The sequence below is a fragment of the Duganella sp. 1411 genome (genome assembly GCF_017833525.1).
Lineage (GTDB): Bacteria > Pseudomonadota > Gammaproteobacteria > Burkholderiales > Burkholderiaceae_D > Rugamonas.
The window spans coordinates 92,250-105,633 of the sequence record NZ_JAFICD010000001.1 but is presented as its reverse complement, the minus strand read 5'-3'; the positions used below and the strand labels follow the sequence as shown (position 1 = coordinate 105,633).

Annotated in this window: 12 protein-coding genes and 1 tRNA gene; 3 read left to right on the top strand and 10 right to left on the bottom strand. The window is 68.8% G+C overall.

Annotated features, from left to right (window positions below; all coding sequences use genetic code 11):
• Positions 1 to 8 precede the first annotated feature (8 nt).
• Genes JOD97_RS00420 through JOD97_RS00410 form a run of 3 tightly spaced genes read right to left on the bottom strand, consistent with a single transcriptional unit; the run spans position 9 to position 5,076 of the window.
• Positions 9 to 2,525: a cation-translocating P-type ATPase gene (locus tag JOD97_RS00420; protein WP_209716959.1), complete on the bottom strand. Its 2,517-nt coding sequence runs from the start codon at positions 2,523 to 2,525 to the stop codon at positions 9 to 11.
• An 8-nt stretch (positions 2,526 to 2,533) separates the two neighbouring features.
• Positions 2,534 to 4,087 carry a bifunctional aminoglycoside phosphotransferase/ATP-binding protein gene (locus JOD97_RS00415; protein WP_209712674.1) on the bottom strand — a complete coding sequence of 518 codons (1,554 nt, stop codon included), beginning with the start codon at positions 4,085 to 4,087 and terminating at the stop codon, positions 2,534 to 2,536.
• Positions 4,081 to 5,076, bottom strand: a complete 996-nt coding sequence (locus tag JOD97_RS00410; protein WP_209716955.1) for a zinc-dependent alcohol dehydrogenase family protein — start codon at positions 5,074 to 5,076, stop codon at positions 4,081 to 4,083. The genes JOD97_RS00415 and JOD97_RS00410 overlap by 7 nt, the downstream gene beginning before the upstream one ends.
• A 232-nt stretch (positions 5,077 to 5,308) precedes the next feature.
• Between JOD97_RS00410 and JOD97_RS00405 the strand changes: the two genes are divergently transcribed.
• Entirely contained in the window at positions 5,309 to 5,743 is a 435-nt protein-coding gene (locus JOD97_RS00405; RefSeq protein WP_229264125.1) for an NUDIX domain-containing protein, read from the top strand.
• 28 nt (positions 5,744 to 5,771) lie between these two features.
• Here JOD97_RS00405 and JOD97_RS00400 read toward each other — a convergent pair whose 3' ends face one another.
• The 6 genes from JOD97_RS00400 to JOD97_RS00375 form a co-directional block, all read right to left on the bottom strand.
• Positions 5,772 to 6,434: a BON domain-containing protein gene (locus JOD97_RS00400; protein WP_209712673.1), complete on the bottom strand. Its 663-nt coding sequence runs from the start codon at positions 6,432 to 6,434 to the stop codon at positions 5,772 to 5,774.
• Positions 6,435 to 6,808: 374 nt separating this feature from the next.
• Positions 6,809 to 6,883, bottom strand: a tRNA-Val gene (locus tag JOD97_RS00395).
• A gap of 65 nt (positions 6,884 to 6,948) precedes the next feature.
• Entirely contained in the window at positions 6,949 to 7,590 is a 642-nt protein-coding gene (locus JOD97_RS00390; protein WP_209712672.1) for a PEP-CTERM sorting domain-containing protein, read from the bottom strand.
• Positions 7,591 to 7,729: 139 nt separating this feature from the next.
• On the bottom strand, positions 7,730 to 8,440 hold the full coding sequence (dnaQ, locus tag JOD97_RS00385; RefSeq protein WP_209712671.1) for a DNA polymerase III subunit epsilon: 711 nt from the start codon (positions 8,438 to 8,440) through the stop codon (positions 7,730 to 7,732).
• 56 nt (positions 8,441 to 8,496) lie between these two features.
• Positions 8,497 to 8,937 (bottom strand): ribonuclease HI, encoded by a 441-nt coding sequence (rnhA, locus tag JOD97_RS00380; protein WP_209712670.1) that lies wholly within the window; start codon positions 8,935 to 8,937, stop codon positions 8,497 to 8,499.
• Positions 8,938 to 8,941: 4 nt separating this feature from the next.
• The gene (locus JOD97_RS00375) at positions 8,942 to 9,760 is read right to left on the bottom strand and encodes a class I SAM-dependent methyltransferase (RefSeq protein WP_209712669.1); all 819 of its coding nucleotides are present in this window, start codon (positions 9,758 to 9,760) and stop codon (positions 8,942 to 8,944) included.
• A 20-nt stretch (positions 9,761 to 9,780) separates the two neighbouring features.
• On the opposite strand from JOD97_RS00375, the gene gloB reads away from it, so the two are divergent.
• Positions 9,781 to 10,587, top strand: a complete 807-nt coding sequence (gene gloB / locus JOD97_RS00370) for a hydroxyacylglutathione hydrolase (protein WP_209712668.1) — start codon at positions 9,781 to 9,783, stop codon at positions 10,585 to 10,587.
• Between the two features lie 71 nt (positions 10,588 to 10,658).
• Here the strand turns inward: gloB and aceB are convergent, their stop codons facing one another.
• Positions 10,659 to 12,257 (bottom strand): malate synthase A, encoded by a 1,599-nt coding sequence (gene aceB / locus JOD97_RS00365; protein WP_209712667.1) that lies wholly within the window; start codon positions 12,255 to 12,257, stop codon positions 10,659 to 10,661.
• 203 nt (positions 12,258 to 12,460) lie between these two features.
• On the opposite strand from aceB, the gene JOD97_RS00360 reads away from it, so the two are divergent.
• Positions 12,461 to 13,375 (top strand): LysR family transcriptional regulator, encoded by a 915-nt coding sequence (locus tag JOD97_RS00360; RefSeq protein WP_209712666.1) that lies wholly within the window; start codon positions 12,461 to 12,463, stop codon positions 13,373 to 13,375.
• Positions 13,376 to 13,384 lie beyond the last annotated feature (9 nt).

The following is a 13,384-nucleotide window of genomic DNA, read 5'->3' as shown; positions in this document are numbered from 1 at the left end:
CGCCGCCGTCACGCGCGCGCCGCGCGGCGGGCGGCGATCCGCTTGACGGTCTCGAACCACGCCAGGCTCAGCATCGCGACCACCAGGCCGCCGAGCGCCGCGCCGGGGTCGGGCGGCACCAGGCCGAACACCGCCCGCAGCGGCGCCACGCCCAACGCCAGCAGCAACAACAGCAACACGCCCAGGCCGCCCCATACAAAGTAGCGGTTGGCGAACACGGGACGTTCCCAGGCGCCCCGCCAGCTGCGATTGGCGTGGATCAGGCACACATTGGCGCCCACCAACGCCACGAAGACGGCCGTGCGCGCCAGTTCGTGCGCGCCGCCGCGCCAACGGACCTGCAGGTACAGCATCGTCAGCAGCACCAGCAAGCCGCCGCCCTGCGCCAGCCCGCGCAGCAGGATTTCCCGGTCGAACAGGCGGCTGGCGGCGTCGCGCGGGCGGCGGCGCATGGCGTCGGCCTCGAGCGGCTCGGCCTCGAACACGATCGAGCACGCCGGATCGATGATCAGCTGCAGGAACAGGATGTGCACCGGCATGAGCAGCATGGGCCAGCCGGCCAGCACCGGCAGCACCGACAGGCCGACGATCGGCACATGCACGGCGACGATGAACACCAGCGCCTTGCGCAGATTGGCGTACAGGCGCCGTCCGTGCCTGACCGCGTCCAGCAGCGACGAAAAATCGTCGGCCAGCAGCACCAGCGCGGCCGCCTCGCGCGCGACGTCGGTGCCGCGCGCGCCCATCGCCACGCCGATGTCGGCCGCCTTGAGCGCGGGCGCGTCGTTGACGCCGTCGCCGGTCATGGCGACGATCTCGCCGCGTGCGCGGAACGCCCGCACCAGGCGCAGCTTCTGTTCGGGCGCGATGCGGCAATACACGCTGGTGCCGGCCAGGCGCGCCGCCAGCGCGCCATCGTCCAGGCCGCGCAGCGCCTCGCCGGTCAGGCAGCCGTCGGCGGCGATGCCGGCCTGGCGCGCGATCGCCAGCGCCGTGGCCGGATGGTCGCCGGTGATCATCACCACCCGGATGCCGGCCGCGTGCGCCTCGGCCACGGCGGCCGGCACCTCGGGCCGCAGCGGATCGGCCAACGCGAGCAAGCCGAGGAAGACGAAATCGAACGCGTGCTGGTCGGCCGGCAGCAGCGCGCTGGCGAAGGCGGCGCTGGCCACGCCGATCACGCGCAGGCCGTCCCGCGCCATGGCCGCGACCTGCGCCGCGATGGCGTCCGCGCGCGCGGCGTCCAGGTGGCACAGGTCGACGATGGCCTCCGGCGCGCCCTTGGCCGCGATCAGATAGCCGTCGCCACGCGGCGCCTGCCAGACGCGCGACATCGCCAGCAGCCGGCGCGACAACGGGTAGTCGTCGACCAGGCGCCAGTCGGCGTGCAGCCGCCCGCTGCCGGCCAGCCAACCGGCGCCGGCCCGGCCGATGGCCGCCTCCATCGGATCGAACGCCAGCCGGTGGCTGGCCAGCACCGCGTACTCCAGCAACGCGTGCAGCGCCGGCGGCAACGGCAGGTCGGCGCCGTCATGGCGCGCGCGCTCGGACCACAGCCGGGCCACCTCCATCCGGTTCGCCGTCAGCGTGCCGGTCTTGTCCACGCACAGCACGCTGGTCGCGCCCAGCAACTCGACGGCCGGGATGCTGCGCGCGAGCACCTGGCGCCGCGCCAGCCGCCACGCGCCCAGGCCGAGGAACAAGGTCAGCACCACCGGCAATTCCTCGGGCAACACCGCCATCGCCAGGGTCAGCCCGGCCAGCAGGGCGCGCAGCCAGTCGCCGCGCAGCCACCAATGGACCAGTCCCAGGCCCGCCGCCAGGCCCAGGCCGCCGACGGCCACTTGCCGCACCACCCGGCCCGTCTCGCGCTGGATCGGCGTCGGCCCGCCGCCCAGCGCCGACAGCGACGCGCCGATCCGGCCCAGCGCGCTGCGCGGGCCGGTCGCCGCCACCCGGCCCGAGGCCGTGCCGTTGGTGACCAGCGTGCCCGCATACACCCGGCCCGCGCCGGCGCCGCCGCCCTCGCCCGCCGGCTGCTTGGCGACCGGCGCGGACTCGCCGGTCAGCATCGATTCGTCGACCGTCAGGTTGGACGCCGTGAGCAGCTCGATATCGGCCGGCACGCGGTCGCCCTCGGCCAGCAGCACGATGTCGCCGCGCGCCAATTCGCGGCCGGCGATGCGCTGCTGGCGGCCGCCGCGTACCACCAGCGCGCGCGGCGAGGACAAGACCCGCAAGGCGCTGAGCGAGTGCTCGGCGCGCCGCTTCTGGACGAACGTCATGACGACGACCACCACCACGAAGGCGAGCAGCAACAACGCCTCGCCGCGGTCGCCGAGCAGCAGGTAGATCGCGCCGCACGCGCCCAGCAGCAAAAACATCGGCTCGGACACCACCTCGACCAGCAAGCGCCACATGCCCAGCGGGCGCGAGGCCGGCAGCTCGTTGGGTCCGTCGGCGGCCAGGCGCGCGGCCGCCTCGGCCGCGCTCAGTCCGGGCTGATCGGGCGCCGGCGCGCCCATCGCGGCCGTCACGCCGGCCCCGCCGTCCTGGCGCGGATCGCCGCCGCCAGCGCCACGGCCCGCGCCACGTTCCAGCCGGCGCCGGCGTCGCCGGCGAGCGCGTGGGCCCGCTCGCCGGGCAGCAGCGGCTGGCGCATGCGGCGCTGATACGCCAGCAGTTCGACGCCGGCGTCGGACGGCTCGGCCGGATCGCCGGCGCGCGCGGCCAGGCGCGCCGCCAAGGTCGCCGGCGCGGCGCGCACGTCGAGCAGCAGCCAGCGGGCCCGCAGCAGCCGCGCCAACCGCCACAGCCGCCGGCGCTGCCAGCGCCGCGGGAAGCCGGCGTCCAGCAGCACCGGCGCGCCCGCCGCCGCGACCCGGCACGCCAGCCGCAGCAGCCAGCCGTAGGTCAACCGGTCGGCCCGCTCGGTGTAGAGGCCGGCGCCGGGCGCGGCGCCGGCGCGCTCGCCGGGGGCCAGTCCGTGCCGGCGCTTGCGCTCGACGTCGGAGCGCACCCGGACGGCCGCCAGCGGCTCGACCAGGCTGTCGCACAAGGTCGACTTGCCGCTGCCGGCCAGGCCGCGGGTGGCCACCAGCAGCGGCGGCGCCGGCACGGTGGCGCGCAGCGCCCACGCCAGATAGCGCTGCGCCTCGGCCTGCCCGCCGCGCAGCAGCGCCACCTTGGCGCGCACCAGCGCCCGCTGGCAGCGGTAATAGGGCAGCAGCACGGCACCGTCGTAATCGCCGCCGCGCTGCAAATAGGCGTCCAGCAGCCGCGCCGCCAGGTCGTCGCGGCCATGGCACTGCAGATCCATGCAGACGAAGGCCAGGTCCTGCTGCACGTCGGTCCAGCGCAGGGCGGGGTTGAATTCGATGCCGTCGAACGCCAGCACCCGGTCCGCCAGGGTCACGATGTTGCCGCAGTGGAGGTCGCCGTGGCATTCGCGCACCCAGCCGCCGGCGCGGCGGCGCGCGAAGCGTCCGGCCAGCCGGCGCCGCGCGGCGTCGAGCCAGGCGGCCAACGCCGCCAGCGTGGCGCGCGCCGGCGACGCCGGCGCCAACAGCGCGCCGAGCTCGGCCAGATCGGCGCCGCTGCGCGCGCCGATGGCCGCCGCCCCGCCCCACGGCGCGCCGGCGGGCGCGCGCGCCGCGCCGGCGTGGAAGTCGGCCAGCGCCGCGCCGAAGCGCCGCGCCTCGTCCGCGCCGAGCACGCCGTCGGCCAGGCGCGACGTCCACAGCGCCCGCTGGTCGAAGCGCCGCATGTGCACCGCGTAGTCGAGCGCGACGCCGGCGCCGTCGAGCCGCGGCCGGCGCGCGTCGCCGGTCACCGTCGCCAGCCCCAGATACAGGCCCGGCGCCAGCCGCCCGTTGAGGCGCAACTCCTCCTCGCAACAGCGGCGCCGCGCGGCGGCGTCGCCGTAGTCCAGCCAGCTGTTGCGCAGCGCCTTCTTGAATTTATAGGCGTGTTCGCCCGCCAGCAACACCCACGAGATATGGGTTTCGACCAGCTCGCCGCGCAGCCGCTCCGCCAGCGCGGCGACCATGCGCCGCTGGCGCGCCACCGGCGCCCCGCCGCTCAGCATGGCGGCGGCACCAGCACCGCCGCGCCGTCGAAGGCGCCGGCCCGCAGATCGGCCAGCGCGTCGTTGGCGCGCGCCAGCGGGTAGACCACCGGCGCGGTGCGCAGATCGATCCGTTCGGCCAGCCGCATGAAGGCGGCGCCGTCGGCGCGCGTCAGGTTGGCCACCGAGCGCAGGCAGCGTTCGCCCCACAGCAGCGCGTACGGCATGGCCGGCAGCTCGCTCATGTGGATGCCGGCGCACACCACCGTCGCGCCCTTGGCGCAGGCGGCCAGCGCCGACGGTACCAGGGCGCCGTCGGCGGCGAACAGGATGGCCGCGTCCAGCGGCACCGGCGCCGGCCCGTCCGACGCTCCGGCCCAGACGGCGCCGAGCGCGCGCGCGAACCGCTGCGAGCGCGCGTCGCCGGGCCGCGTGAAGGCGTACACCTCGCGCCCCTGGGCCACGGCCAGTTGCGCGACGATATGGGCGGCGGCGCCGAAACCGTACAAGCCGAGCCGGCGCGCCGCGCCGGTCATCGCGTAGGCGCGGTACCCGATCAGGCCGGCGCACAGCAGCGGCGCGGCGTGGACGTCGTCGTAGCGCGCCGGCAACGGCAGGCAATAGCGGGCGTCGGCCACCACGTAGTCGGCGTAGCCGCCGTCGCGGTCCAGGCCGGTGAAGCGGGCGCGGTCGCACAGGTTTTCGCGGCCGCTCCGGCAAAACGCGCACGCGCCGCAACTGTGCGCCAGCCACGGCACGCCGACCCGCTGGCCGACCCGCCATTGCGCCGCCCGGCTGCCGAGCGCGCACACGACGCCGACGATCTCGTGGCCGGGGACCAACGCCGCCCGCCGCGGCGCCAGCTCGCCGTCCAGCAGGTGCAGGTCGGTGCGGCAGACGCCGCAGGCGCTCACCCGCAGCAGCACGTCGTGGCCATGCGGGCGCGGCACCAGGCGCTCGCGCGCGCACAACCGCGCGCCGGCGCCGGGCTCGAGCACCATGGCCCGCATGCGCCCGCGCGCCGCCGCCCTATCGCCTGCCGTGCCCGCCATATTCCCCATATTCCCTCCAGGTTCGCCCGCTGTCGGCCATACGCGCCGTGCGAACCATGCTAGCGCCTTGCGCCCGGCGCCGGCCTTGATCCAGATCAAAGCGCGCCACGCATCGCCGCCGGGCTGTTCCCCGGCGGAACCATGGCGCCGCGGCCGGCTCAAACCGGGATACAGGAGGCCCCAGCCACCGATGAAACACCCCATACTGTCCGCCGGCATGGTCATCCGCCACCTCGGGCCGGCCGGCCCCAGGTATCTGCTGCTGCGCAGTTACCGTTACTGGGATTTCCCCAAAGGCGAGGTCGAACCGGGGGAAAGCGCCTGGCACGCCGCCCGCCGCGAGGTGCGCGAGGAAACCTCGCTGGCCGCGCTGAGCTACCCGTGGGGGCGCGCGTTCCGTGAAACGCCGCCTTACGGCCGCGGCAAGGTGGCGCGCTTTTACCTGGCGGCAGCGGCCAGCGACACCGTGCGCCTGCGCGCCAATCCGCAACTCGGCCGCGCCGAGCACCATGCGTTCCGCTGGCTGCCCTACGCCGGCGCGCGCGCGCTGCTGCCGCCCCGGTTGCGGGCCATACTGGACTGGGCCGAGGCCACGGCCGGCGGCGCGCCGGCGGCCGGCGCCTGAACGAGCGCCGGGGCCGGGCGCGACGCCGTCACCGCGGCAGCGCCGGGTCGATGCTGATGAGGTTGTTGACATGGGCGACACCGGGCGCCAGCCAGGCCGCCCGTTCCGCCGCCTGGCGCTCACCCCAGGAGCGCACGCTGCCGTGCAACGTCACCGTGGCGCCGCTGGCCTCGACCCGCAGGCGTTCGGCATCCACCGCCGCGTTGCGGTGGAAGGCGGCCACGATCTTGCGCTGGACGTCGGCCGTGGCCACGCTCGGGCGCAGCCTGATCTGGTTGGACACCTGGCGCACCCCGCGGACGCGCCGCACCGCCTGCTCGGCGCGCTCGCGCTGGTAATTCCATTCGACCTCGCCTTCGAGCTTGAGCACGCCGCCGTCGACCACCACCTGGATCGCGTCGGCCGAATGCGGCAGCTGGACTTTGAGCGCGGAGACGGCCTCGCGCGCGATGTCGGCGTCGAGCCGGCCCTCGCCGGGCAGGCGCACCTCGATCTCGTCGGCGACGCCGGCCACGCCGACGACCCGCTGCGCCGCGCGCTCGGCGGCCACCTTCTGCGCATAGCTGCGGACAAAGCCGCTGAGCGTGACGATCTTGTCCCTGACCGCCACGCCGATGTCGCGCGCGGCGATGTCGGCGTCCCACGCCAGCTCGTTCTCGACGTCCTTCCTGATTTCACTATCGGTTAACATCGCATTCTCCCTATTGAATGAATCGGATGCGCCGCCGATGGCGCCGCCGGAGCCGGAACCGGCCCATGCGCACGACACCGGGGAAGCGCGTCCGATCATCCTAGGCCCCCGCCCCCCGCGTCTCGTTTAATCTGTCTCAATCATCGTCGCCGAACTACTGGCGCTTCTCGAACAAACGGACGACGCCGCGCGCGCGCGATCTTGGCAGGATGATTACTGTCAAAACAAGCTGCTCGTCAATAAAAAAACCGCTAAAAGTCAGGGGCTTGATCTCGTCCATTCGCCAGCTGCCGCCACTATTTTCCGCACTTTTCTCGAGCACAACAAAAAAGGGCTTACGATCTCTCGTAAGCCCTTCATCTAAAACGTATTCTTGGTGGGAAGTGCAAGTTTCGAACTTGCGACCCCTGCAGTGTGAATGCAGTGCTCTACCCCTGAGCTAACCTCCCGAAGCGGGGCGAATTATCGCATACATCCTCCCGAAAATGGAAGGGGCTATGCGAAAATTATGCAATCAAGCCCGTTGCTTGCGGCGCGCGACGACGCCGAGCAGCGCCAGGCCGCCCAACATCATGGCGTAGGTTTCCGGCTCGGGCACCGCGCCCGGGACGAACGAGTTGAGGAATTCGACGCGCAACCCCGTCGGATTGCCGGCAGCCTGGGCGAAATTGGTCACGATGAATTGCAGGCCGTTGCCGCCCGCCAGGAAACCGCTGTTGGCGCCAAAATCGGTCCACGAGCCGAAGCTGGAGGCGCCGGAGATAAGCCGGCCGTTCAGGTAGACCGAAACTTCGTTATCGCCGGCGTAACGTGCCTGGAAGCTGGCGCCGGCCGCTTGCTCGGCGGTGAGGTTGAAGGCCAGCGAGTAGATGTACTCGCCCGCCGTGGTCGGGTCGAGCGAGGCGCTGGCAAAGTTGGTCGGCGTGATCCATTTCGACGTGGCATCGTTGGCCAGCCATTCGCCGCGCACTTGACTATCCTGGCTGATATAGGCGCGATCGCTGTTGGTGTCGCCCGCCGCCACCACCAGCGCGTAATTCTGGTCGACCGAACCCGGCGCGCCGGCGCCCGTGTTGTACAGACCGGGGATGGCGGCCGCGTAGGCCGAGCTGAACGCAAGTGCCGACAAGGCGATGGCCGAGATAAATTTCTTCATAAGAATTTGCTCCGATAGGGTTGGGAGGGCAACCCGGACAGCGCAGCATGCGGCATGTCAAAGTTGCAGCAAATTCATTATAAATTTTCCAGCTTTTATTGTCTATCGGACAAACATAGCTTGGGGGCCATGTTCCCGATCAAGCGGCCGGCGCCAGCGTGGCGTTCCAGATGCACTGCCCTTTGACGGCCTTGTCCAGTCCCGCCAAGGTGGCCTCGTGCGCGGCCAGTTCGTCCGCCGAGGCCGGCAGGAAGATGATGTCGGCCAGCGGCACCGGTTCGAGCAGCGCGCCGCCGACGACGACCTCCTCCTCCACATCCATGCCCAGGCTGTTCTGCCCGCGCGTCATCGACAGGTAGACGTCGGCCAGCAGTTCGGCGTCGAGCAGCGCGCCGTGCAGCTTGCGGTGCGAGTTCGATACGCCGTAGCGGTCGCACAGCGCGTCGAGCGAGTTGCGTTTGCCCGGGTGGAGTTCCTTGGCGTGCACCAGCGTGTCGATGACGCCGCCGATGTGGGTCGAGAAGTCCGGCAGCTTGAGCAGGCGGAATTCGTGGTTCAAGAACCCCAGGTCGAACGGCGCGTTGTGGATGATGACTTCGGCGCCCTGGATGTATTCGCGCAGCTGCTCGACGATCTCGTGGAACTTCGGCTTGTCGCGCAAGAACTCGGTGGTCAGGCCGTGGACGTTGAGCGCGCCCTCTTCCGATTCGCGTTCCGGATTGATGTAGACGTGGAAGTTATTCCCGGTCAGCATGCGGTTGTACAGCTCGACGCAGCCGATCTCGATGATGCGGTTGCCCAGCTTGGGGTTGATACCGGTGGTTTCGGTATCGAGAACGATTTGGCGCATAAGTACTCTGTGGTTGCTACGGTCAAGCGGAGAAGTATAACAGGCGGCTCATCAGCCTAGCGGCCGCGCGCCAGTTCGACGCCGCGGTTGGCCAGCATGTCGGCGCGCTCGTTGCCCGGGTGGCCGTTGTGGCCGCGCACCCAGCGCCATTCGACCGTGTGCATCGTTTGCGCGGCGTCCAGCGCCTTCCACAAGTCCTCGTTCTTGACCGGCTCCCTGGCGGCGGTCTTCCAGCCGCGCGCCTTCCAGCCGTGGATCCATTCGCTGATGCCTTTTTGAACATACTGGCTGTCGGTGTGCAGCACCACCGTGCACGGGCGCTTGAGCGCGCTCAACGCTTCGATCACCGCCTGCAATTCCATGCGGTTGTTGGTGGTGTCGCGCGCGCCACCGCAGATTTCCTTCTCGGCGCCGTCCGCCACCAGCAATGCGCCCCAGCCGCCCAGGCCAGGATTGCCCTTGCACGCGCCGTCGGTAAAAATTTCCACCTTATCCATACTGCTATTCCCGCCTTTTATTTGTTGCAGGGACGACCACCTGGGCCGTCGCCGATTTCTTGGTCCAAGCCGGACCGATCAGATGCATGCCCTTGACGCGCTTGATCGCTTGCACGATATAGACGCCGCCGAAGAACGGCCACCAACGTGGCCCGGCATTATCCATGAATGCGTAGCGGTTCAGCCATTTTTCTGTGCGACAGGCCGGCGCGTAGCAGCCGAAATGGCTTTGGCTGGCGCTCATGTTCAATAATTTTAACCAGTCTTTCATGCGCGGCATAGTGATCAGCTCCTCGGTGCGCGGCAGGAAGGAGGTGCCGCCGACGCGCCGCATCACATGCCGCGCGCCCCACAGGCTGGCCGGGTTGAAGCCGCAGATGATGACCTGGCCTTCCGGGATCAGCACGCGCTCGACCTCGCGCAGCACCTGGTGCGGGTCGGTGGAAAATTCCAGCACGTGGGGCAGCACCACCAGGTCCATGCTTTGCGAGGCGAACGGCAGCTCGGTGTAATCGAGTGTGAGCGCGACCGGACGCGGCGGCGGCGCCGGCTCGACCACCGGCGCGCCTTGGGTCGATACCGGCGGCGCGGCGGGCGCGGCCGGCGGCCGCACTTTGCGGTCGGCCAGCCATTTGTACGGCATGCGGTTGGCCGCGAGTGCATCGATTTGAGGCATGCCGATCTGCACCGCGTTGAATCCGAAGATATCGGCTGTTAAATTATCGAGACATGTTTGTTCCCACGCACGCAAGTACACACCCGCGGGCGTTTGCAGCCAGCCTTCCAGCGCTATAATGGATTGCTCCGATCCCGCTTTATCCATGTCTAGCCTTTTGCGATCCAATGACCATATCTTCTAACCAAGCTCTCAGTGTTCTGACGGTTCCAGCATTCCACGACAATTATCTGTGGCTGATACATGATGGTGTGCATGCCGCCGTAGTCGACCCCGGCGACGCCAAGCCGATTCTGGCGGCGCTGAAGGCAAACGGACTCAAGCTCACCGCCATTCTACTCACCCATCACCACGCTGACCACATCGGCGGCGTTCCCGAATTATTACAGCATTATCAGGTTCCCGTTTTCGGCCCGCGCAACGAGACCATCGCCGCCGTCACCTTGCCGGTCGGCGAAGGCAAGCAGTTCGACGTGCCGGGCCTGGCGCTGCGCCTGTCCGTGCTCGACGTGCCGGGCCACACCATGGGCCACATCGCCTACGTGCGCGAACCGTCCGCCGACGAGCCGACCTGGCTGTTCTGCGGCGACACGCTGTTCGCCGGCGGCTGCGGCCGCCTGTTCGAGGGCACGCCGGCGCAGATGATCAGCTCGCTCGGCAAACTGGCCGCGCTACCGGATAATACCAAGGTGTACTGCGCCCACGAATATACGCTGTCCAACCTGCGCTTCGCGCGCGTGGTGGAGCCGGACAATGTGGCGCTGCAGGAGCGTGTGAAAGTGGAGACCGACAAGCGCGAGCACAATCTGCCGACGGTGCCGAGCACGATCGGCGTGGAGAAGGCGACCAACCCGTTCCTGCGCTACCGGGAGCCGGCCATCGCGGAACAACTGGTCAAGGCCGGACGGCTCGATCGCATCGACACCGCGCTGGCCACCTTCACCGCGCTGCGCTTGTGGAAAAATGATTTTTAACCCGCACACCGGATAAAGGGGTCGTACCCGAATGGGTACGACCCCGCCTGGCCTTGCGGGTTACGCCGCGGTTAAATCTCTTCGTACAGCGGCAGGGTCAGGAACTCGGCGAACTCGGTCGAGGTCGACATCTGCTCGAAAATCTGGCCGGCGCGCACATACGTCGGACCATCGCCGCCCGGCGCGTCGCGCTGCACCTTGGCCAACTCCTCCGGTATCATCGCGCGCACCATGTCGGCGCTGACTTTGCGGCCGTCTTCCAGCACCCCCTTGTCCGAGCGGATCCACTGCCACACCTGCGAGCGGCTGATTTCGGCGGTGGCCGCGTCTTCCATCAGATTGTGGATCGGCACGCAGCCGTTGCCGGCCAGCCAGCTGCCCAGGTAGTGGATGCCGACGTTGATGTTGTAACGCAGGCCGGCCTCGGTGATCGGCGCCTCCGGCTTGAAGTCCAGCAGCTGCGCGGCCGTCACGTCGATGTCCGGACGCTGCTTGTCGATCTGGTTCGGCTTGTCGCCGAGCACCTTGGTGAACTCGGTCATCGCCAGCTCGACCAGGCCCGGGTGGGCCACCCAGCCGCCGTCGTAGCCGTCGGTGGCGTCGCGCGCCTTGTCGTTGCGCACGCCGCCCATCGCGACCTCGTTCTTTTCCGGATCGTTCTTGATCGGGATCAGCGCGGCCATGCCGCCGATGGCCGGCGCGTTGCGCTTGTGGCAGGTCTTGAGCAGCAGCAGTGCGTAGGCACGCATGAACGGTGCCGTCATCGTCACCTTGGCGCGGTCGGCCAGGCAGAAATCCTTGTCCAGCTTGAACTTTTTGATGCACGAGAAGATGTAATCCCAGCGGCCCGCGTTCAGGCCGGAGCTGTGCTCGCGCAGTTCGTACAGGATCTCGTCCATCTCGAACGCGGCCAGGATGGTTTCGATCAGTACGGTCGCCTTGATCGTGCCCTGCGGCAGGCCCAGCTCGTTCTGCGTCATGACGAAGATGTCGTTCCACAGGCGCGCCTCCAGGTGCGATTCCATCTTCGGCAGATAGAAATACGGGCCGGCGCCGCGCGCCAGCTGCTCTTTGGCGTTGTGGAACATGAACAGCGCGAAGTCGAAGATGCCGCCGGAAATGCGCTTGCCGTCGACCAGCACGTGCTTTTCATCCAGGTGCCAGCCGCGCGGACGCACGACCAAGGTGGCGATCTTGTCGTTGAGCTTGTACGACTTGCCGTTCTGCTCGAGCGAGATGGTGCGGCGCACGGCGTCGAACATGTTGATCTGGCCGGTGATCTGGTTGTCCCAATTGGGCGTGTTGGAATCCTCGAAGTCGGTCATGTAGCTGTCGGCGCCCGAGTTGAAGGCGTTGATGACCATCTTGCGCTCGACCGGACCGGTGATTTCCACGCGGCGGCATTCCAGCGCCTTCGGAATCGGCGCGATCTTCCAGTCGCCGGCGCGGATGTGCGCGGTCTCCGGCAGGAAGTCCGGACGCTCGCCGGCGTCGAGGCGCTTGGCGCGCTCCACGCGCACGGCCAGCAGCTGCTGACGGCGCGCTTCGAACTCGCGCGTCAGCTTGACCACCAGCGACAGCGCGTCGGCGGTCAGGATGTTTTCGTAGCCGGGCTTGATCTCGCCGGTGATTTGCATGCCTGCCGGCAAGGTGATGGTGGACTGCGTCATGGGATAAGTCTCCGTAAGAAAATATTAACTTCCATACCAAATTATAAGCACTGTCGATGCCTGCGCGCGCCTGAATCTTTTAGTGTGGCTGCTCGGTTACGCGGCGTTCTGTTTTACAGTATATTCACTGATAAGTTATGCAAACGAGACTAAAAATCACTTCATCTATGCGTTTTTATCACAAGTGAGGGGCACGCCACGTCATGGGCCAGTTCAGACAAATTTCCACCTTCGTTGAAGTGGTCGCCAGGGGCAGCCTATCGGCCGCCGCACGGGCCGAGGGCATCGCGCCGGCCATGATCGGGCGCCGCCTGGACGCGCTGGAGAGCCGGCTGGGCGTCAAGCTATTGCAGCGGACCACGCGCAAGCTGGCGCTGACCGACGAGGGCGCGGCCTTCCTGGAGGATTGCCAGCGCATCCTGGCGGAGCTGGAGGAGGCCGAAACGGCGGTGGCCGAACGCAGCGCGCACGCCACCGGGCATTTGATGATCTCGGCGCCGGCCGGCTTCGGCCGCCAGCATGTGGCGCCGCTGCTGCCCTCCTTCCTCAGCGAGCACCGCGACGTGACGGCGACCTTGAACATGAGCGACCGCGTGGTCGACATCGTCGGCGAAGGCATCGACGTGGCGATCCGCATCGCCAGCCTGGCCGATTCCAACCTGGTCAGCGTCAAGCTGGCCGACAATGAGCGCGTGGTGGTGGGCGCGCCCTCCTATCTCAAGCGCCACGGCGAGCCGAAGACGCTGGCCGACCTGGCCAAGCACAATTGCCTGGCCATCAGCAGCGAAGGCAGCCAGCGCGGCTGGACCTTCCGCGACAACGGCAAGAACGTGGTGTTGAAGGTGAACGGCAACATGGGCAGCAACGATGGCCAGGTGCTGCACGATTGGGCGCTGGCCGGCAAGGGGCTGGCGTGGCGGTCGATGTGGGAAGTGGGCAGCGAGATCGAGGCGGGCAAGCTGCAGACGGTGCTCGATCAGCATGCGGCGCCGGGCAATGATATCTATGCGGTGTTCGCGCAGCGCCGGCATTTGCCGCTGCGGATACGGGCGTTTGTCGATTTTCTGCGGCATACCTATGCGCAGGCGGACTATTGGAGGCGGTCGGGCAAACAGTGACGTCGTCGG